This window comes from Nocardia sputorum, from assembly GCF_027924405.1.
Classification (GTDB): Bacteria; Actinomycetota; Actinomycetes; order Mycobacteriales; family Mycobacteriaceae; genus Nocardia; species Nocardia sputorum.
In genome coordinates, this window is record NZ_AP026978.1 from 518,588 (window position 1) to 537,711 (window position 19,124).

The window sequence follows — 19,124 nt, forward strand, 5'->3', positions numbered from 1 at the left end:
CGCGGTCCTCCTGACTGTGGAAACTCGGTGCTCAGGCGCGGTCGGCGCGCCGCACGATCTGCTCGGCGTGCCGGAACACGGGGCCATCGACCATCCTGCCCTCGAAGGCGAAGACCCCGCGGTGCTTCGGCGCTTCTTCCAGCACCCGCCTGGCCCAGGTGAGCTCTTCCGCGGAGGGCGCGTAGGCGGCTCGCAGCACCGCCACCTGGCTGGGGTGGATCGCGACCTTGGCGTCGAAGCCGATCGCGACCGCGTCCTCGGCCTCCGCGCGCAATCCGTCCAGATCGCGAATGTTCAGATACACCGAATCCAGCGCGAACTTGCCGTATGCCTTGGCGGCGAGCAGCGTGGTGGAGCGCATGTGCCGGGCCACGTCACGGTAGCTGCCGTCGGCGCGCCTGCTCGCGGTGCCGCCGAGCCCGGCGATCAGATCCTCCGCGCCCCACATGACGCCGATCGCGTTATTCGCCGTCATCGCCTCACCGACCCTGAGCGCGCCGAGCGGCGACTCGATCAGCGCGATCACCTCGTACTCGGCCAGCGCCGTCACCTGTTCGGCGGACTCGCATTTCGGCAGCATGAGCCGCCGGTAGGTGGTGTCGGCGAGCGCCGTCAGATCGAGCGCGTGATCCTGCGTGCCCGCCGCGTTGACCCGCACCACCGTGGTCTCGGGGTCCAGCGGGGTAGCGAGCAGCGCCTCGCGCGCCGCCGCCTTGTCGGGCGCGGCGACGCCGTCCTCGAGGTCGAGGATCACCACATCGGCCGCGGCCGCCGCTTTAGCGAAACGTTCCGGGCGATCGGCCGGGCAGAACAACCAGGCCGGGCCCGCCATCTGCCAGCTCACGCGGCAGCACCTCCGGCATGAGCGCGGACCCGCCATCTCCAGACCTGACCGCGCATGTTGTGGACATGTGCGGCGTCCCGCGTGGTGCCGCTGCGCTGCCGACTTCGGGCCGGGCCGCTGGTGGTGTGTCGGTTGCCGGTACGCGCGGGCGTGCGCGTGGTGCCGCTGCGCTGCCGACTTCGGGCCGGGCCGCTGGTGGTGTGTCGGTTGCCGGTACGCGCGGGCGTGCGCGTGGTGCCGCTGCGCTGCCGACTTCGGGCCGGGCCGCTGGTGGTGTGTCGGTTGCCGGTACGCGCGGGCGTGCGCGTGGTGCCGCTGCGCTGCCGACTTCGGGCCGGGCCGATCATGCTGTGTCGGATGCCGGTATTCGCGGGCGTGTGTGTGGTGGTGCTGCGCTGCCGACTCCGCGCGGCGCTGCTCGTGGTGTGTCGGTTGTGGACATCCGCGGCGCTATTCGTGTCGGCGCTGCGCTGTCCGCTCCGGAACGGACGGTTCATGCCGCGTCCTCCGGAGCTTTGCGCACCAGCGTCTTGCGCACAGCGGTCGCGATGACGTCGCCGTGCTGGTTGCGCCCGGTGTGCGCGAAGGTGACGATGCCCTCGCCCGGACGGCTCTTCGACTCCCGCTTGTCGGTGACCACGGTCTCGGCGTACAAGGTGTCGCCGTGGAACACCGGCTTGGGGAACGCGACCTCCGAGAAGCCGAGGTTCGCCACGATGGTGCCCTGGGTCAGCTGCGCCACCGACAGCCCGATCAAGGTGGACAGGGTGAACATCGAGTTCACCAGCCGCTGGTTGAACGGCGGCAGCTGCTCGCTGAACGCCGCGTCCAGGTGCAGCGCCTGCGTGTTCATGGTCAGCGTGGTGAACAGGACGTTGTCCGCCTCGGTGATGGTGCGCCCGGGCCGGTGCTCGTAGACCACCTCGGTGTCGAACTCCTCGAACCACAGGCCGCGCTGCACGACCGTTCGACGGGTCACAGGCCCAGCTCCCGTCCGATCAGCATCAGCTGCACCTCCGTCGTCCCTTCGCCTATCTCCAGGATCTTGCTGTCGCGATAGTGCCGCGCGACGGCGTATTCGTTCATGAACCCGTAGCCGCCGAAGATCTGTGTCGCGTCGCGGGCGTTGTCCATGGCGGCCTCGCTGGCCACCAGCTTCGCGATGGACGCCTGCTTCTTGAACGGCTTGCCCGCCAGCATCAGCGCCGCCGCGTCGTAGTAGGCGGTGCGCGCGGCGTGCGCCCGCGCCTCCATCCGGGCGATCTTGAAGGCGATGGCTTGATTGCGGCCGATGACCTGGCCGAACGCTTCACGCTCCGTCGCGTAGCGCACGCTCTCCTCCACACAGCCCTGCGCGGCCCCGACCGCGAGCGCGGCGATGGCGATGCGCCCCTCGTCGAGGATGCGCAGGAAGTTCGCGTAGCCGCGCCCGCGCTCGCCGAGCAGGTTCTCCTCGGGCACCCGCACGTCGGTGAAGCTGAGCGGATGGGTGTCGGAGGCGTTCCAGCCGACCTTGTTGTACGCGGGCTCGGCGACGAAACCGGGTGTGTCGGTCGGCACCAGGATGGTGGAGATCTCCTTCTTGCCGCCGGTGGTCCCGGTCACCGCGGTCACCGTGACGAGCTTGGTGATGTCGGTGCCGGAGTTGGTGATGAACTGCTTGCTGCCGTTGATGATCCATTCGCCGCCGTCGGCGACCGCGGTGGTCCTGGTGCCGCCCGCGTCGCTGCCCGCGCCCGGCTCGGTGAGCCCGAACGCGGCGAGGTTGCGGCCGCTGGTCAGCTGCGGCAGCCATTCCTGCTTCTGCTTGTCGTTGCCGAAGCGGTAGATCGGCATCGCGCCCAGCGACACCCCGGCCTCCAGCGTGATCGCCACGCTCTGGTCGACCTTGCCCAGTTCCTCGAGCGCCAGGCAGAGCGCGAAATAGTCGCCGCCCATGCCGCCGTACTCCTCGGGGAACGGCAGACCGAACAGGCCCATCTCGGCCATCCCCGCCACCACCTCGTAGGGGAAGGTGTGGTTCGCGTCGTGCTCGGCCGCCACCGGAGCGACCACCGACCGCGCGAAGTCGCGCACGGTCAGCGCGAGGTCGCGGTACTCCTCCGGCAGCGTGCCGGTGGACAGGAAGTCGGTCATGCGGGGATTCCTTCTCGTTCGGCGTGATTCGTTTCGGCGTGCGCGACGACGCGCGCCAGCACCTGGTCCAGGCGCACCTGGGCGCCCGGCTCGACCAGTAGTTCGACGGTTCCGGCGACCGGCGCGGTGAGCGCGTGCTCCATCTTCATCGCCTCCACGACAACCACCGGATCTCCGGCGGCGACGAGGGCGCCGGAAGCGACCGGCGCCGCGATCACCGAACCCGGCATGGGGGAGCGGATCTCGGCGTCGCCCACGTGCTCGTCGCCGCCGCGCACGTTGGCCTCGGCCACTTCGCGCAGCGCCGCGATGCCGGAGGGTCCCGCCACCCACAGCAGGCCGTCCTGTTCGGCGACCCGGTAGGGGCGGCGCAAGCCGTCCAGGGTGAGCGTGAGCACGCCCGCGGATGGCGTGGACGCGGTGAAAGACGCCCTCAGTGAACGGCTTTCGCCCTCGTCGACCCATACGGTCCCGTTGGCGGGCGTGCCGGAGAGATAGACGTGTTCGACGCGCTCGCCGCCCGCGAGCCGGATGGGAGTGGGCGCGTCGGTCCCGATCCGCCAGCCGGACGGCACCTCCCAGGGATCACGCGGCGCGGCGGGCCAGCGGCGCAACCAGTGCCAGGCCGCCGCCGCGACGAACTCGTCGTCGCCGACGGAAGCGGGCCGGAAATCGGCGACTCGCCGGTCCAGCAGGTCCGTGTCCAGCCGCCCTTCGGCCACGTCCGGGTCGTCGAGCAGGAAACGCAGGAATTCGATATTGCTGGTGACGCCGAGCAGGACGGTGTCGGCCAGCGCGCGATCCAGTTTCGCCAGCGCGGCCGTGCGGTCGGCGGCATGGGCGATGACCTTCGACAGCATCGGGTCGTAGTCGCTGCCGACGCGCGTGCCGATCCGCAGGCCCGAATCGACCCGCACGCCGGGACCCTCCGGCTCGTCGAGGTCGAGCACGGTGCCGCCGGTGGGCAGGAACCCGCGCCCGGGATCCTCCGCGTACACCCTGGCCTCGATCGCGTGCCCGACCATGCGGATGTCGTCCTGCGCCACCGCCAGCTTCTGCCCGGCCGCCACCCGGACCTGGCATTCCACCAGGTCGACGCCGGTGACCAGCTCGGTGACCGGATGCTCCACCTGCAGCCGGGTGTTCATCTCCATGAAGAAGAACTCGTCGGGACGGTCGGCGGAGACGATGAACTCCACGGTCCCCGCGCCCACGTAGTCCACGCTGCGCGCGGTGTTGCAGGCGGCGGCGCCGATCCTGGCCCTGGTGGCCGCGTCCAGCAGCGGCGAGGGCGCCTCCTCGATCACCTTCTGATGGCGGCGCTGCAAGCTGCATTCGCGTTCGCCCAGGTGCAGCACGTTGCCGAACTGGTCGGCCAGCACCTGCACCTCGATGTGCCGCGGCCGGGTGACGAAGCGTTCCAGGAACAGCGTGTCGTCACCGAACGCGGCGGCGGCCTCGCGCCGGGCGCTGCGCAGCGCCTCCGGCAGCCGGGCCGGATCGTCCACCCGGCGCATGCCCTTGCCTCCGCCGCCCGCGGACGGCTTGACCAGCACCGGATAGCCGACTTCCGCCGCCGCGGCGATCAGATCGTCATCGGTCAGGCCGGGCGTGGCGATGCCGGGCACCACCGGGACGCCGAACGCGGCCACGGTGTTCTTCGCGGTGATCTTGTCGCCCATCACCTCGATGGCGCGGGCCGGCGGGCCCAGGAAGACGATGCCCGCCTCGGCCAGCGCGGCGGCGAACGCGGCGTTCTCCGAAAGGAACCCGTAGCCGGGGTGCACCGCTTGCGCGCCTGCGCGCACGGCGGCGGCCACCACCCGGTCGATGGCGAGATAGCTCTCCCGGGCCGGAGCCGGGCCGAGGCGCACCGCCGTGTCGGCTTCGTGGACGTGGCGGGCGTCCGCGTCGGCGTCGCTGTAGACGGCCACCGAGCGAATTCCCAAGGCGCGCAGCGTACGGATCACCCGCACCGCGATCTCGCCGCGGTTGGCGACGAGCACGGTGTCGAATCCGACGGGAACGGATCTGTTCAGCATCGTCATCACATCCGGAATACGCCGTAGGAAACGGGTTCGAGCGGGGCTTGCGCGCACACCGAGAGAGCCAGCCCGAGCACGGTTCTGGTGTCGGCGGGATCGATCACGCCGTCGTCCCACAACCTGGCCGTCGAGTAGTAGGGGTTGCCCTGGCTCTCGTACTGTTCCCGGATCGGGGCCTTGAACGCCTCTTCGTCCTCGGCCGACCAGGGCTGCCCGTTGCTGTCGAGCTGGTCGCCGCGCACCGTCGCCAGCACCGACGCCGCCTGCTCGCCGCCCATCACCGAGATGCGTGCGTTCGGCCACATCCACAGGAAACGCGGCGAATACGCGCGCCCGCACATCGAGTAGTTGCCCGCGCCGTAGGAGCCGCCGATGACGACGGTGAGCTTCGGCACGCGCGCGCAGGCCACCGCGGTCACCATCTTCGCGCCGTGCTTGGCGATGCCGCCCGCCTCGTAATCGCGGCCGACCATGAAGCCGGTGATGTTCTGCAGGAACAACAACGGGATGCTGCGCTTGTCGCACAGCTCGATGAAATGCGCGCCTTTCATGGCGGATTCGCTGAACAGCACGCCGTTGTTGGCGACGATGCCCACCGGATGTCCATGGATGTGCGCGAATCCGGTGACCAAGGTCTTGCCGTATTCGGCCTTGAACTCGTGGAAGCCGCTCTCGCCCTCGGGTGTGCCGTCGACCAGCCGGTGAATCACTTCGCGCACGTCGTAGGGGGTGCGCAGATCCACCGGCACCACGTCGTAGAGCTCGGATTCCGGCGCGGCGGGCGCGATGACCGGACGGACGTCCCACGGGACCGGCGTGCGCGGTCCGAGGGTGGCCACGATGCGGCGCACGATGCGCAGCGCGTCCTGGTCGTCCTCGGCCAAGTGGTCGGTGACACCGGAGGTGCGCGAATGCAACTCGCCGCCGCCGAGTTCCTCGGCCGTGACCACCTCACCGGTCGCGGCCTTCACCAGCGGCGGGCCGCCGAGGAAGATGGTGCCCTGGTTGCGCACGATCACTGCCTCGTCGCTCATCGCGGGCACGTAGGCGCCACCGGCGGTGCACGAGCCGAGCACCGCGGCGATCTGCGGGATCCCCTTGGCGCTCATGGTGGCCTGGTTGTAGAAGATGCGCCCGAAGTGCTCCCGGTCGGGGAACACCTCGTCCTGGCGCGGCAGGTACGCGCCGCCCGAGTCGACCAGGTACACGCACGGCAGCTGGTTCTGCAACGCGATCTCCTGCGCGCGCAGATGCTTCTTCACCGTCATGGGGTAGTAGGTGCCGCCCTTGACCGTCGCGTCGTTGGCCACGATCACGCACTCCCGGCCGGACACCCGGCCGATCCCGGTGATGATCCCGGCGCCGGGAGACTCGTCGCCGTACATCCCGGTCGCGGCCAGCGGGGAGAGCTCGAGGAACGGGCTTCCCGGGTCCAGCAGTTGGTCCACGCGCTGCCGGGGGAGCAGCTTGCCGCGCGCGACGTGGCGGTCGCGCGCCTTCGCCGGGCCGCCCAGCGCCGCGGCAGCCAGCCGGGCGCGCAGGTCGTCGACCAGCGCCGCGTGCGCGGCGCGGTTTCCGACGGCCTCTTCGGTAACGGTCATCACGCCATCCTGTCGTCCAGTTAGTCGACGATAACTGGAATTCAGGTTAGTCTTGATTAACCGAACTGTCCAGGTCGGCGGAAAGGAACGCGTGTGACCAGTGCCGAATCCGTCGCGCCCACTCGTCGTGAGCAACTGAAGGCGCAGCGCAGGACACAACTGCTGGAGGCCGGAGCGCGGTTGATCGCCGACCGCGGCTTCCTCGGCATGCGCCTGGACGACCTGGGCGCCGCCGTCGGGATCAGCGGCCCCGCGGTCTACCGGCACTTCCCGAACAAAGAGGCGTTGCTGGTCGAGCTGCTGGTCGGCGTGAGCCAGCGCCTGCTCGACGGCGGCAAGGCGGTGGTCGCGGGCGCGAACTCCGCCGAACAGGCGCTCGCCGGGCTGGTCGATCACCACTTGGACTTCGCGCTGGGCGAACCGGAGCTGATCCGCATCCAGGACCGCGACCTGGACAACGTGCCCGCCGCCGCCCGCCGGGAGATCCGCCGCACCCAGCGCCGGTACGTGGAGATCTGGGTGGGCGTGCTGCGCGAGTTGCATCCGGAGCTACCCGAGGAGACGGCGCGGGTGCAGGCCCACGCCGTCTTCGGGCTGATCAACTCCACCCCGCACAGCGCGAGCGAGGCGACCGCCGCACGGGCCCGGCCGGTGCTGCGCGGGATGGCGCTGACCGCGCTGGGTTGAGCGCCCCCTCATCGAGCGCTCCACCCGCCGTCCATCGTGTAGGCCGCGCCGGTGACCATGCCCGCCTCCGGCGACACGAGCCAGCTCACCAGCGACGCGACCTCCTCCGGCTCCACGAGGCGCTTGATCGCGCTCTCGGTGAGCAGGATCTTCTCCACCACTTCCTGTTCGGGCACGCCGTGCGCCTTGGCCTGGTCGGCGATCTGCTTGTCCACCAGCGCTGTCCGCACATAGCCCGGGTTGACGCAATTGCTCGTCACCCCGTGCGGGCCGCCCTCCAAGGCGGTGACCTTCGACAGCCCTTCCAACCCGTGTTTGGCCGTCACGTAGGCGACCTTGTATTCGGAGGCGCGCAGGCCGTGCACCGACGAGATGTTGACGATCCGTCCCCAGCCCTGCCGGTACATGTGCGGCAGCGCCGCGCGCACCAGCAGGAACGGCGCCTCGACCATCAGCGTGAGCAGGTCGCGGAAGCGCTGCGGCGCGAACTCCTGGATCGGGCTGACGTGTTGCACCCCGGCGTTGTTCACCAGGATGTCGACGTCGAGCGCCAGGTCCTCCAGCGCCGCGACGTCGAGCAGGTCCACCGCCCACGCCTTGCCGCCCAGTTCCCCGGCCACGGTCTTCGCGCCGGCCTCGTCGACGTCCGCGACCGTGACCGTGGCGCCGCGCGCCGCGAGGGCACGGGCGCACGCCGCGCCGATGCCGCTCGCGCCGCCGGTGACCAGGGCGCTGCGCCCCGCCAGAGCACTCATCGCACGGTCACTTCGGCCCGCGCGCCGAGCGTCGCGGCGTCGGCGTGATCGATGCTTTCCAAGGTCAGCCCCTTCGTCTCTCGTGCGACGAGCACGGCGATCGCGCTCACCGCCGCGGCGCCCGCCAGGTACCAGGCGATCGGCACCGCGGAGTGGTAGGTGTTCAGCAGCCGGACGGCGATGATCGGCGCGAGCGAACCGGCCACGATCGAGGTCACCTGATAGCCCAGCGACACACCGGAGTAGCGCATCCGGGTGGGGAACATCTCGGCCATGATCGCGGGCTGTCCGGCGTACATGAAGGCGTGGAAGATCAAGCCGATGACGATGGCGGACATGATGACCACGTTGTGCCCGCTGTCCATCATCGGGAAGGCGAAGAAGCCCCAGGTGCCCGCGGTGAGCGCGCCGACCAGGTAGACCGGCCGCCTGCCGAAGCGGTCGGACAGGCTGCCCACCAGCGGGATGGTCACGAAGTGCACCGCGTGCGCGGCGAGCAGCCACCACAGGATCACCGCGGTGTCGGCGTGCACCTGCGTCTTCAGGTAGGTGATGGTGAACGTGACCACCAGGTAGTACATGACGTTCTCGCCGAAACGCAGCCCCATCGCGGTCAGCACCCCGCGGGGGTAGCGGCGCAGCACCTCGACCACGCTCAGCGAGGTCGCCTTGATCTGCTCGGCTTCCCGCTGCGCCGCGACGAAGATGGGCGCGTCGGTGATCTTGGTGCGGATGTAGTAGCCGATCAGCACCACGACCGCCGACAGCCAGAACGCGACCCGCCAGCCCCAGCCGAGGAACGCCTCGTCCGACAGCGTGGAGGTGAGCACCAGCAGCACTACCGTCGCCAGCAGGTTGCCCGCGGGCACGCCCGCCTGCGGCCAGCTCGCCCAGAAGCCGCGGCTGCGGCTCGGGCTGTGCTCGGCGACCAGCAGCACCGCGCCGCCCCACTCCCCGCCGACCGCGAAACCCTGGATGAAGCGCAGCGCCACCAGCAGTGCGGGCGCCCAGTAGCCGATCTGTCCGAAGGTGGGCAGGCAGCCCATCAGGAAGGTCGCGCTACCCACCAGCACCAGGCTGAACTGCAGCAGTTTCTTGCGGCCGTACTTGTCACCGAAGTGCCCGAAGACCACGCCGCCGAGCGGGCGCGCCGCGAACCCGACCGCGTAGGTGATGAACGCGGCGAGGATGGCGTCCAGGTCACTGGTGCCCTTGGCGAAGAACACCTTGCTGAACACCAGCGTGGCTGCGGTGCCGTAGAGGAAGAACTCGTACCACTCCACGACGGTGCCCGCCATCGACGCGGCCACCACGCGGCGCAGGCCGCTGGTCGTTCCGCCGGAATCCGCCGCCGCTGTCGTCGCGGCGCTGTGCTCCCTCATCGCACTTCTCCTTCGTGCCGGGGGCCACACTTCGATCCCGATGTGACCGCCCCCACATTGCTCGGCTGCACCGAGTATTGGTGCAGACGATTTGCGCCGCAATGACCATTAATGCAGTTCTTCTCTGCAAAGATGCAGATATGCGCCCGGCCTCTGCTGGTCGTCCCAGCGCGGACGACCTTCTCGTCCTCCTGGCCGTCGGGCGCTCCGGCCGATTCGTCACCGCGGCCGAGGAACTCGGCATCAACCACACCACCATCTCCCGGCGTATCGCCGCGCTGGAGCAGACCCTCGGCGGCCGGGTGCTCACCCGGGTGGCCGGTGGGTGGGAACTGACCGATCTCGGCCGGGAGGCGCTGGCCGCCGCGGAGGCGGTGGAGTCGGCGGTGAAATCACTGGCCGCGGACGAAAGCGGGAACCGGGTGCTGGAGGGCGTGGTCCGAATCTCGGCGACCGACGGTTTCAGCGCCTACATCGCCGCGCCCGCCGCCGCCGAGGTGCAGCGGCGGCATCCGAAGATCTCGGTCGAGATCGTGGCGACCACACGCCGCGCTTCGCAACAGCGGTCCGGCCTGGACCTCGAGATAGTCGTGGGGGAGCCGCAGGTGCACCGCGCCACCGCCACGCACCTGGCCGACTACTGCCTCGGCCTCTACGGCTCCCGCGAGTACCTGCGCGAACACGGCGCGCCCGCGACGATCGATGACCTGGCCCGATATCCGCTCGTCTACTTCATCGATTCCATGCTGCAAGTCGATGATCTCGACCTGGCTTCCAGCTTCGTACCCACGATGCGCGAATCTGTCACTTCGACCAATGTTTTCGTGCACGTGGAAGCCACGCGTGCCTCGGCCGGTCTGGGCCTGCTGCCCTGCTTCATGGCCGACCGCCACACAGATCTCGTTCGTATCCTGGCCGATTCGGTGACGGTAACCCTCGGCTACTGGCTCGTCGCCCGCACCGAAACCCTCCGCCGCCCGGAAGTGGCCGCCGTCGTCACCGCGATCCGCGCCATGGTCGCCGATCAGCGTGACACCCTCCTGGGCCGCCGTCGCTGAGACCGCAAGCGCATCGGTCGCCCTCTGCGAATTCGCAATCCGGCCATCCAGGACGCTGTCTCAACCGCGAACATCCTCGGCCGGAAACTGCTCGCGCACAACCCCGCCGCCCCAGACGAGCCCGGGGCGAGATCGACCGCCATAAACGGTGTGTGACCCGTCACCGGCTCCGGGCAGAAATGGGGTTTCCCGCGCTCTCGATCGGTCAACAAACCATGCGGCGGACCGCCGGTCGGGGGCGCGGACGCCGATGACGATCGAATCCATTGCCCGGCACGAGGATCGCGCCCGGCCAGGGCGCAGAAGGAGGACAAGTGCGATCCATCCGAGCCGGTCTCATCGCCGTGACGCTCGTTGCCGCCACCGTGGCGGGGCCGAGTTCGGCGCATGCCGATGAGACCCTGCCCGGCGCGCCGAAGGACGAGATCATCACGGTGGACGTCGATCTGCTGGGCTGCTCCCTCGGCGCCGGACTCGGTCTCGACCTCCTGCTGGCGCTCACCGCGGGCAACGGTTCCAGCACCACCATCGGTTCCGGGCTGGCCACCCGCCTGCGCGCCGCGGGCTGCCTGCCCTGGCAGCGCTGATCCATAGCGGAGTTCGACGGCATGCACCCTGATCCGCACACCAGCGGTGGGGGCATGGCTTTCGTTGTTTCGCCGGTGGGTCGAGAGTGCAGGACTATGGGGACGTGAGTACTCCTGCACCCGGACCTGTCTTCGACGTGATCGCCGTGCTGAACGGCGTGGTGGACCTGCACTCCTATCCGCGCCGGAACCTGGTCCTGAGCTCGCCGCCGCGGATAGAGTTCCGCGCCCTGGGGGACAACAGAACAACGATCTTCGAGCCGGTTGTCCACCTGCTCAATGGCATCGAACTGCTCGAATCCCAGGGTTGGGAGCTGGTCAGCGTGATCGAACGGAGCGTCGACAGCTCGGACCGCAGGGAGTGCTGCGTGATGGCGTTCATGCGCCGCCCCTGATGAATCGGCCGGCCGTCTCCGGGCCGCCGATCGCCCACTTCGACGCCACCGCTCGAGCGGAGGCCCGGGGAGCGGCGTCCGGCGGTCAATACACTCGCGCGCATGACCGTGCACTTCATCGGGGCCGGGCGGGTGGGTCGCGCGCTCACGCCCGCGGTGTCGTGCGCGCAATCCCACCTCTACGACCCGGCGCGGGTCCGCGGGTGCCGAGCGCTGAAGGCGACGGCCCTGCGTTTGGGGCGGACCTGAGCGATCCGAAAGCGGCGAAGGAAACGAATTCGACCAGGAGGGCCCCCGGTGGAGCTCAGGGACATCGAGATCTTCTTGACATTGGCCGAGGAACTGCACTTCGGTCGCACCGCAATGCGGCTGCACTTGTCCCAGGCGCGGATCAGCCAGTCCATCAAGAATCAGGAACGCCGCATCGGCGCCCGTCTCGTCGATCGCTCCAATCCACGCGATATTCAGCTGACTCCGATCGGGAACCGCCTGTTCGCCGAACTGCTGCCGAACTATCGTGGCGTGGTCCGAGCCATCGAACACGCCCGCCAGAGCGCGCGTGGGATCTCCGATGTGTTGCGGGTCGCCATGATCGGCTACAACCCGTACGACTATCAGCCGTTCTGGGATGCGTTTCGTCGTAACCATCCCACGTGGGAACTGCGTATCCGCAGTAGCGAATTCGGCGACCAGTTCGGCCCGCTGCGCCGCGACGAAGCCGACATCGTCATCGCCTGGCTCCCCGTCGAAGAACCGGGCCTGACCGTAGGGCCAACCATCTTCACCGAGCATATGGTGGCGTTGATGCCGGACAATCATGAACTGGCAGGCGAAAAATGGATTTCACTGGAAACATTCGGCGATCGCGGCGTACTCGCGCCGGCCAACCCCATGCCCGAGTACTGGGAGGATGCGGTCAGTCCTTTCCACACTCCTTCCGGACGTCCGATCCACCGCGTCGCGCCCATCTCGACGTTGGAAGACATCCTGGTCAGCGCCAGCACAAGCGAAGTCTTCACCAGCTGCATGAGTCATATCGCTCGGTACTATCCGCGCCCGGGCATCACCTATACGCCGATCAGCGATTCCCGGCTGGTTCGCTGGGCGTTGGTCTGGCGCACGGAGTCGGAGACCCAGCAGATCCGCGCTCTCGCGCGAGTAGTCCGCGACCTGGGTGCACTCGAACGAGGGTGACGAAGCTGCCTGTCACGCTCGATCCCAGCGCTTCAGCAGTTCTGCGCGAGCGCTGCGAGGCAGCACCAGTTGCTGTTGTTCCGCCACGAGTCCAGCCGCTTGCATCGGAGGTGGCGTCGCGGTCGGGGGACCGACGGGCGAGAACCCCAGCTTCAGATGCGCGGCATAGGCTTCGGTGCGGATCGTCGTGTTGCAGTGGACATCGACATCACCGAAGAATTGCAGCGCTTCGCGCATCAAGGCGCGCCCTATGCCCATGGCGTGATACTCCGGCAGAATGTGCCACGCGTAGAGCTGCCCATCGCCGTTCGGGCGCCGTGCGGCCTCGACGAACCCGGTGATCTGCCCGTCGGGGGCGCGATGCACGAAGAAGGTTCGTCCGTACTCGGTAAGCGATGTCGTGAGTTCTCGATGTTTTCGCGATGCCATGTCGGCGATGAGCCGCTGTACTCCGCCGGTTTCGGCGCCGGGCAGATTCTCATAGGCCTTCTCGCATCCGCGCAGTAGTGCCTTGACGAGACCCGGCACATCCGCCACAGTCGCGTGTTGGATGGCCGATCGCGGGATCTCGCGTCGCCTCCCATCTGCATGACTTGATTTGTGCGATGACGACAGGACCTGTCGCGTTGCCGAGGCATCGGTCGCCCCCGGCACTTCACTGTGTTTCCGAAGTCCGTGAGCGATCGTGCGGTATCCGGTCCCCGCTCCGGCACCGGCTGCCTTCGTTGTCTTCGTCAAACGGGCTGCGATCCGGGCCAACAAGGAAGGTAAGTCTTTCAGCGCAACCACCACAGATCGTCCGAAAGTTCTCCCCCCACGACTCGGAAGGGTCGGCGAATCTGCCGCATGGGCCGGATCTCGGACAACAACGCTCCAGGAGACAAGATCGGATGTGTATCCCAAGCGTGCGATGACCACCAGCGCGGAACAACGCCGAATCCGGGCGTAGACGATCACTCATACTTATCGGTCGCGACGCACCCGCCCACAATCACAGGCCGACCGCGCCGTGCAGCACCGGCCCAGCCGCTGCGAAGTCACAGGTCTGGCCGAGACCCTTTTGTCATGCCGTGCGGGCGGTGCGGGTGTCGAAGCGGTGGCGGAAGTGTTCGGCGTCGTCGCCTCGTGTGCGGGTGGCGGCGACGCGGACCGGGCGTAGTTCGGCGAGGAGGCGCGGGGAGTTCACCTGGGTTTCCAGCAGGTTCAGGGTGGCGTGGGCTTCGGTGATGGCCGAGGTGGTATCGCCGAGGCCCGCGAGGGCGGCGGAGTAGTAGGCGCGGTAGGAGGCTTCGTCGCGGGGGAAGAAGTCGGCGTGAGCGATGCTCTCGCGCCACAGATCCACCGCACGGCTGTGGTGGCCGAGCATTCGGAGTCCTCGTGCCTCATGGGCGCGCAACTCGGCCTCGGTGACGTGATCCAACCAGGCCGGATCGTCCGGGCTGTCGAGACCGCGATCGGCTTCGCGCCAGACTCGCGTCATCGCGCGATCGAATTCCCGCTCGTCGCCGACGGCCGCATACGCCGTCGCCTCTTCGGCGGCCTTCAATGCGTTCATGCGGGCCGAAGGAATGCCCCTGACCAGTTCGGTCGACCGCCGAGCCAAGCGCACGGGCTCGGCGAACGAGGCCGGTGACGACGCGGCGAGGTTCGCGAGGTCTCCGAGGGCGGCGGCCAATAAAGTATTGTCGCCGCACTGTTCGGCGAGCAGAACCGATTCCGTCAGTCGGCGTCGAGCCGTGCCAGGGTGATTATTGTCGCGGGCCAGCCACGCGACGGTATTCGACAACCATCCCGTGGCGCTGACCAACTCGTCGCCTATGCGCCGGCCGTACGACCTCGAGTCCAGTAGCCGTCGCACGGAGGCGTATTGCCGTGCCGCGTAGTGGAATACTCCGCCGCCTCCGTGATGGTTGTCGTGCTCCCAAAGCCGTTGTGAGAGCGCACGGATGTACGTGACATGACCGGTGCCGACTCGTATCGGTTCCGCCGCCCTGCTCGGCGGTATGGCGACACCCGCCACTGCCGTCATCGTCGCTGCCAGGCCGAACTGTCTGCGGTCCACGTCATCGACTCCTTCGCCAGCCCCGTTGTCGATGGTCCCCGTCTCAGGTGTCGCGAGCAAGAGAGGGAGCAGCGCGGAGCGGGGGATGCCGAGGGCATCGGCGGCGCGGACCAGTTCCCGCACATCGAATATGGTCCCCACTTCCCCACGTTCGACGCGTCCCGCGTGGGTGCGGTCCCAGTGCAGGAGTGCGCCGAAATCCGCTTGAGAGAGTCCCATTTCTCTACGGACGAGGGCGAGGGCTCGACCGGGCTGTCCCTCGGCGAGCAATGTGCGGAATTGTGGCGACTTCCACGCGCCGTCGATCCCCTGGTCCATGATTCATCGCCCCCTGCCCCGAATTCCACTGTGTCGAGCGAACCTTAAGCAAGGTCGCCCGGGTTGTGGCGCGCAACCGCAGATATCGCACACCTGCTCTCGTGCGCTTGACAGCGTGGAGATACGGCTTGCGTTCCTCGAGGCTCGAAGTGCGCGCCGCCGGGGTGATGCCGTGCCCGCACGGCACTCCGGACGCGGTGAGCCGCGAAAGGTGGCGAAAGCCCCCGGCGGCGGGCGCTCCCATCGAACGAGAGGTGATCATGAAGCCGAAAGTGGTCGGATATCTGCGCCGGGACATCTCCGGACGCCGCGCCCGCAGGCACGAAATGGAAATCCGCGCGCTGGCGAAGGCGTCGGGCTTCGATCTGGCGCGCACTCTGGTCGCCGGGCCGACCGCGCCCGCGTCGCTCACGGCGCTGCTCACCGTGGTGGTTCGCGTCGGCGCGGTCGCGGTGCTGACTCCCACGCTGGAACACGTGGAATTCCGAGCGGACGAGATCATGGCGGTGTGCGCGCTGATCACGCTGGAATCTCGCCACTTCCCGCCGCAGGGGAGGGCATCCACTCCGCCGCGTCATGGCCCCTCGGGCCCCGCATCGGCAATCGGATAAGCCTCGGTCGCCGCATGGTCGCCGAGCTTCTCGGCCGCCCCCACCGACATCGTCACGGCTGTGACTACCGCAGGCCTCCGACAGCGCCCGGAGGACCGGAGCCGACGGAGAATCCTGCGGTGGTCCCGCGATGAGTTTCGGTGTCCCGGCACGTCTAACTCTTTGAGGCCGTGTCGGTCTCGCAGGGATAGGAGGGCTCGATGTCGGAAACGAACCAGGAATCATTCGGGCCGCGACGGCTGGCGCAGCATCCGACCGTCCAGCGGATGGCGCAGCGGCCGCGGACCACGCCTGACCCGGTGCTGTCCACCGCTCAACTGCGCGAGATCTGTCTTGCCGCAGGCGCGGACGACGTGGGCTTCGTTCCGGTCGACGACCCGCGCGTGGCCGAAGAACTCGAGCACGCCCGCGGAATATTGCCCAGCGCACGAACATTCATCGCCTTCTGTGTGCGGATGAATCGCGATAATCTCCGCAGCCCCCAGCGCAGCCTGGCCAACACCGAGTTCAACCACGCCGACGACGAAACGAATGAGGTCTCCCGCCGGATCACGCGGGCGCTCCAGGACGCCGGCTATCGCGCCGTGTATCCGGCGCCGGGATATCCGATGGAGGTCGATCAGTTTCCCGGGCGCGTCTGGGTGATCGCGCACAAGGTGGTGGCGCAGGCGGCGGGCTTGGGCGTGATGGGCATCCACCGCAACGTCATTCATCCGAAGTTCGGCAACTTCATCCTGCTCGGCACCGTGGTGACCGATGCCGTGGTCGACGAGCCGAGTGCCGCGCTGGATTTCAACCCGTGTCTCGAGTGCAAGTTGTGCGTGTCCGCCTGCCCGGTCGGCGCGATCACCGACGACGGCGGGTTCGATTTCCAGGCGTGCTACACGCACAACTACCGGGAGTTCATGGGCGGCTTCACCGATTGGGCCGAAACCATCGCAGACAGCGCCGACCGTGCCGAGTATCGCGAACGGGTGACCACGGGTGAGTCGTTCTCGATGTGGCAGAGCCTGTCGTTCAAGCCGAACTACAAGGCCGGCTACTGCATGGCCGTGTGCCCGGCCGGTGAGGATGTGATCGGAGCTTTCCTCGACGACCGGAAGGGGCACTTGGCGGAGGTGGTGCGGCCGTTGCAGAACAAGCCGGAACCTGTCTACGTGCTGCCGGGCTCCGCCGCGGAGGAGCACGTCACACGCCGTTTTCCAGCCAAGACCCCGAAGCCGGTCACCAACGGCTTCCCGGACGAGGTGAACACGCTGCTCGATCAGATCGGCCCCCGGCCCCGCCCGCGCGGCGCCTCGGACTGATCGGGGAGCGAATTCTCCGCAGCTGAAGGGGCCCGGGCAGGAGCGCGGTGCGGTTGTCCGGAGCCTGCCCTCGTCCAGAGAAACCGACCGATCGGTAGTAAATTCCCTCCATGAGACGTCGACAGTCCATCCGGGACCTCCGCCCCGGCCGGACATCGAACCGCTGCCGGGCGGTTGTCGCAGGTGAAGGTGAGGGATCATGGCCGAGTACGCGCCGACTCTGGTCGCAATCTACGACGTCGGTCACGCGCAACCGCGCCGAGTGGCCGAATTCGGGTCGAATCCGGACGGTGGCGTGACGCTCACGGTGATCGATCCCGACGGATGCCTCGTCGCCGAACGGTTGTACGAGCGCGGTATCAAAGTTTTCGATCCGCCCAGGCGGATATTGCCGGACGAGGGCCCGCCTTTCCTGCGTGCGTTGCTCGATTCGCAAGCGATGAGCTACTACCGCGTTGTCGATGAAAGCCCGGATGAGCGGCAACGGCCGAGCGGTCGCACGCCTTGGTCCGCGAATCCGGCATCGGGTTCGAATGGCGCGTCGACGCCGCCCGCTCGGTGAGGGACGCTGTCACCCCGCTACTTCGCAACATCACCCGGCGCCTGACCAGAACCCTCGATCTGGGGACTCGGACCGCCGCGGGCACTTATCGGCGCACCAGCGGCACGCTGGACCTCGGTGCTCGCACGTTCCGGGACGCGGACGAGCGGTCCTCGCATTTGTTGGAAGAAGCGCGCACCCGAGTGCAGCCGCATCCGGAGCAGGCGGCTCGGCAGCGAGTGTGGGATTACCAGCCCAGTGCGGCCGAATCCGCCATGAGTGCGCGCAGGCTGACCACCGATGTCGAGTTCGAAGGCGACATGCGAATAGCGGTGGCGAAAAGTTCCACCACAGTACGGAAGATGCGTTCCGACGATGGGGAATTGAATATCTATAAACCTATCCACGGTGAGCAATACGACGCGGGGCTGCCATTCGTGCACGCTCCCGGCGCGCTGACGAGCCGGGAGATCGCGGCCTATCGGGTCGATGAACTACTCGGTTTCGGCAGGGTGCCGCCGACGGCCAGGACGGACGGCGTCATCGGGCCGGATGGCAGAGCGTCCGGGCCCGGCATGATCCAGCAGTTCGTCGAGTCCAAGCCGTCGAGGCCGGTGGAGGAGTATCCGAGAATCCAGCAGCAACAAGTCGCGGTACTCGATTACATCATCGGCTCCATGGATCGCCATCCCCGCAACTATCGCACCGTGGAACGGGACGGACAGCTCGAAGTCGTCGCCATCGATCACGGCCGATCATTCCCGCTGTCGACTCGGCCGCTCGAGATCGATATCGATTCCGATTTCGCAATGGCGCAGAAGGGCGAGCGCCTCGAAGCGGAGGTCTTCCGCGCGGTCGAAGGCGTCGACATCGGCCGCTTTCGCGCGGCGCTCGGCGACGCCGGTCTGCACGACAACGCGATCGACGGCGCGGTGGCGCGGCTGGAGAAGATCCGGGAACTCGGCATGATCCCGGCCGACGCCAGGGTTCTGCCACCCTGATCCGCTGGTCACCCGGCCTGGGGATGCGGGCGCCGTTCGATGGTGTTCCGCGCCCGTGTCAACACATCCTGGACTTCGAACCCGGCGGCCTGCCACGAGTCGGTGGCGAGACCGACTCTGCCGCGCCACTTCCGCATGATGTCGGCGTGCACCGGCCAGCGCACGAACCGCCGCATGTCCTGCTCGGTCTCCCACACCGAGATCGAACCGCCGCGCGCCTCCGACGGCCGCGCCCACAACCACAGGCCGACCGCGCCGTGCATCACCGGCCAATTCCGGCCCAGTCGCATTCCCGTCTTGTAGATCGCCTGAACGTCCTCGTCGGAGGCGGCCAGGAAGTCGGTCACGCTGACAAACACCGGCCCGCGGGTGTCGTGTCGCGGTCCGGCTTGCCAGGGCAGGAGCATGGTGCCTTCGGAAAACGGCTGTTCGCCCGCGGTATCGGGCCGGTCGGAACTCTGCTCCGAGGAATTGATAAGCATACGCAGATGATATGCATATGTTTACCGTTTTGCCAAGGTTCGCGGGAGCGCACCGGCGCGCCGCCGTGTGCCGCGGCTTCGCTCCCGGCGATTCGTCGCGCGCTCCGGAGCGGGCCGC

The 19,124-nt window shown here is 68.1% G+C and carries 20 protein-coding genes; 10 read left to right on the top strand and 10 right to left on the bottom strand.

The annotated features are described in order from the left end of the window. Nucleotides 1-31: 31 nt before the first annotated feature. From QMG86_RS02325 to QMG86_RS02345, 5 genes are all read right to left on the bottom strand, one after another. On the bottom strand, nt 32-844 hold the full coding sequence (locus QMG86_RS02325; protein WP_281877389.1) for an HpcH/HpaI aldolase/citrate lyase family protein: 813 nt from the start codon (nt 842-844) through the stop codon (nt 32-34). Nucleotides 845-1,337: 493 nt separating this feature from the next. Then, nucleotides 1,338-1,823 carry a MaoC family dehydratase gene (locus QMG86_RS02330; RefSeq protein WP_281877390.1) on the bottom strand — a complete coding sequence of 162 codons (486 nt, stop codon included), beginning with the start codon at nt 1,821-1,823 and terminating at the stop codon, nt 1,338-1,340. Further along, nucleotides 1,820-2,980 carry an acyl-CoA dehydrogenase family protein gene (locus QMG86_RS02335; RefSeq protein WP_281877391.1) on the bottom strand — a complete coding sequence of 387 codons (1,161 nt, stop codon included), beginning with the start codon at nt 2,978-2,980 and terminating at the stop codon, nt 1,820-1,822. Before QMG86_RS02335 ends, QMG86_RS02330 begins: the two co-directional genes overlap by 4 nt. After that, entirely contained in the window at nt 2,977-5,022 is a 2,046-nt protein-coding gene (locus tag QMG86_RS02340; RefSeq protein ID WP_281877392.1) for an acetyl/propionyl/methylcrotonyl-CoA carboxylase subunit alpha, read from the bottom strand. The genes QMG86_RS02335 and QMG86_RS02340 overlap by 4 nt, the downstream gene beginning before the upstream one ends. A 5-nt stretch (nt 5,023-5,027) precedes the next feature. Then, nucleotides 5,028-6,626 (bottom strand): carboxyl transferase domain-containing protein, encoded by a 1,599-nt coding sequence (locus tag QMG86_RS02345; RefSeq protein ID WP_281877393.1) that lies wholly within the window; start codon nt 6,624-6,626, stop codon nt 5,028-5,030. Nucleotides 6,627-6,719: 93 nt separating this feature from the next. On the opposite strand from QMG86_RS02345, the gene QMG86_RS02350 reads away from it, so the two are divergent. Then, the gene (locus QMG86_RS02350) at nt 6,720-7,313 is read left to right on the top strand and encodes an SACE_7040 family transcriptional regulator (RefSeq protein WP_159843465.1); all 594 of its coding nucleotides are present in this window, start codon (nt 6,720-6,722) and stop codon (nt 7,311-7,313) included. 8 nt (nt 7,314-7,321) lie between these two features. On the opposite strand, the gene QMG86_RS02355 is transcribed toward QMG86_RS02350, so the two are convergent. Then, nucleotides 7,322-8,068, bottom strand: a complete 747-nt coding sequence (locus tag QMG86_RS02355) for a 3-hydroxybutyrate dehydrogenase (RefSeq protein WP_281877395.1) — start codon at nt 8,066-8,068, stop codon at nt 7,322-7,324. Further along, nucleotides 8,065-9,450 carry an MFS transporter gene (locus QMG86_RS02360; RefSeq protein ID WP_281877397.1) on the bottom strand — a complete coding sequence of 462 codons (1,386 nt, stop codon included), beginning with the start codon at nt 9,448-9,450 and terminating at the stop codon, nt 8,065-8,067. Before QMG86_RS02360 ends, QMG86_RS02355 begins: the two co-directional genes overlap by 4 nt. Before the next feature lie 101 nt (nt 9,451-9,551). On the opposite strand from QMG86_RS02360, the gene QMG86_RS02365 reads away from it, so the two are divergent. The 5 genes from QMG86_RS02365 to QMG86_RS02385 all read left to right on the top strand — a co-directional run bounded on the left by QMG86_RS02365 (nt 9,552) and on the right by QMG86_RS02385 (nt 12,684). Further along, nucleotides 9,552-10,508 carry a LysR family transcriptional regulator gene (locus QMG86_RS02365; protein ID WP_281880732.1) on the top strand — a complete coding sequence of 319 codons (957 nt, stop codon included), beginning with the start codon at nt 9,552-9,554 and terminating at the stop codon, nt 10,506-10,508. 314 nt (nt 10,509-10,822) lie between these two features. Then, entirely contained in the window at nt 10,823-11,095 is a 273-nt protein-coding gene (locus QMG86_RS02370) for a hypothetical protein (protein WP_281877398.1), read from the top strand. 104 nt (nt 11,096-11,199) lie between these two features. Then, nucleotides 11,200-11,490, top strand: a complete 291-nt coding sequence (locus QMG86_RS02375; protein ID WP_281877399.1) for a hypothetical protein — start codon at nt 11,200-11,202, stop codon at nt 11,488-11,490. A gap of 102 nt (nt 11,491-11,592) precedes the next feature. Beyond that, nucleotides 11,593-11,739, top strand: coding sequence for a hypothetical protein (locus QMG86_RS02380; RefSeq protein WP_281877400.1), 147 nt, complete (start codon nt 11,593-11,595; stop codon nt 11,737-11,739). A 48-nt stretch (nt 11,740-11,787) separates the two neighbouring features. Then, nucleotides 11,788-12,684 (top strand): LysR family transcriptional regulator, encoded by an 897-nt coding sequence (locus QMG86_RS02385; RefSeq protein WP_281877401.1) that lies wholly within the window; start codon nt 11,788-11,790, stop codon nt 12,682-12,684. A 12-nt stretch (nt 12,685-12,696) separates the two neighbouring features. Here the strand turns inward: QMG86_RS02385 and QMG86_RS02390 are convergent, their stop codons facing one another. Further along, nucleotides 12,697-13,221 (bottom strand): GNAT family N-acetyltransferase, encoded by a 525-nt coding sequence (locus QMG86_RS02390; protein ID WP_281877402.1) that lies wholly within the window; start codon nt 13,219-13,221, stop codon nt 12,697-12,699. Nucleotides 13,222-13,747: 526 nt separating this feature from the next. Then, a complete protein-coding gene (locus tag QMG86_RS02395; RefSeq protein ID WP_281877403.1) occupies nt 13,748-14,965 on the bottom strand; it encodes a helix-turn-helix domain-containing protein in 1,218 nt (405 codons plus the stop codon). A gap of 227 nt (nt 14,966-15,192) precedes the next feature. Here QMG86_RS02395 and QMG86_RS02400 point away from each other — a divergent pair, with 227 nt between their 5' ends. From QMG86_RS02400 to QMG86_RS02415, 4 genes are all read left to right on the top strand, one after another. After that, nucleotides 15,193-15,675, top strand: coding sequence for a hypothetical protein (locus tag QMG86_RS02400; protein WP_281877405.1), 483 nt, complete (start codon nt 15,193-15,195; stop codon nt 15,673-15,675). A 200-nt stretch (nt 15,676-15,875) separates the two neighbouring features. Further along, nucleotides 15,876-16,982 carry an epoxyqueuosine reductase gene (locus QMG86_RS02405; RefSeq protein ID WP_281877407.1) on the top strand — a complete coding sequence of 369 codons (1,107 nt, stop codon included), beginning with the start codon at nt 15,876-15,878 and terminating at the stop codon, nt 16,980-16,982. 262 nt (nt 16,983-17,244) lie between these two features. Next, the gene (locus QMG86_RS02410; protein ID WP_281877409.1) at nt 17,245-17,544 is read left to right on the top strand and encodes a hypothetical protein; all 300 of its coding nucleotides are present in this window, start codon (nt 17,245-17,247) and stop codon (nt 17,542-17,544) included. Beyond that, a complete protein-coding gene (locus QMG86_RS02415; RefSeq protein WP_281877410.1) occupies nt 17,541-18,524 on the top strand; it encodes a protein kinase family protein in 984 nt (327 codons plus the stop codon). The genes QMG86_RS02410 and QMG86_RS02415 overlap by 4 nt, the downstream gene beginning before the upstream one ends. 8 nt (nt 18,525-18,532) lie before the next feature. Here the strand turns inward: QMG86_RS02415 and QMG86_RS02420 are convergent, their stop codons facing one another. After that, on the bottom strand, nt 18,533-19,006 hold the full coding sequence (locus QMG86_RS02420) for a hypothetical protein (protein WP_281877412.1): 474 nt from the start codon (nt 19,004-19,006) through the stop codon (nt 18,533-18,535). Between the last annotated feature and the right edge of the window lie 118 nt (nt 19,007-19,124).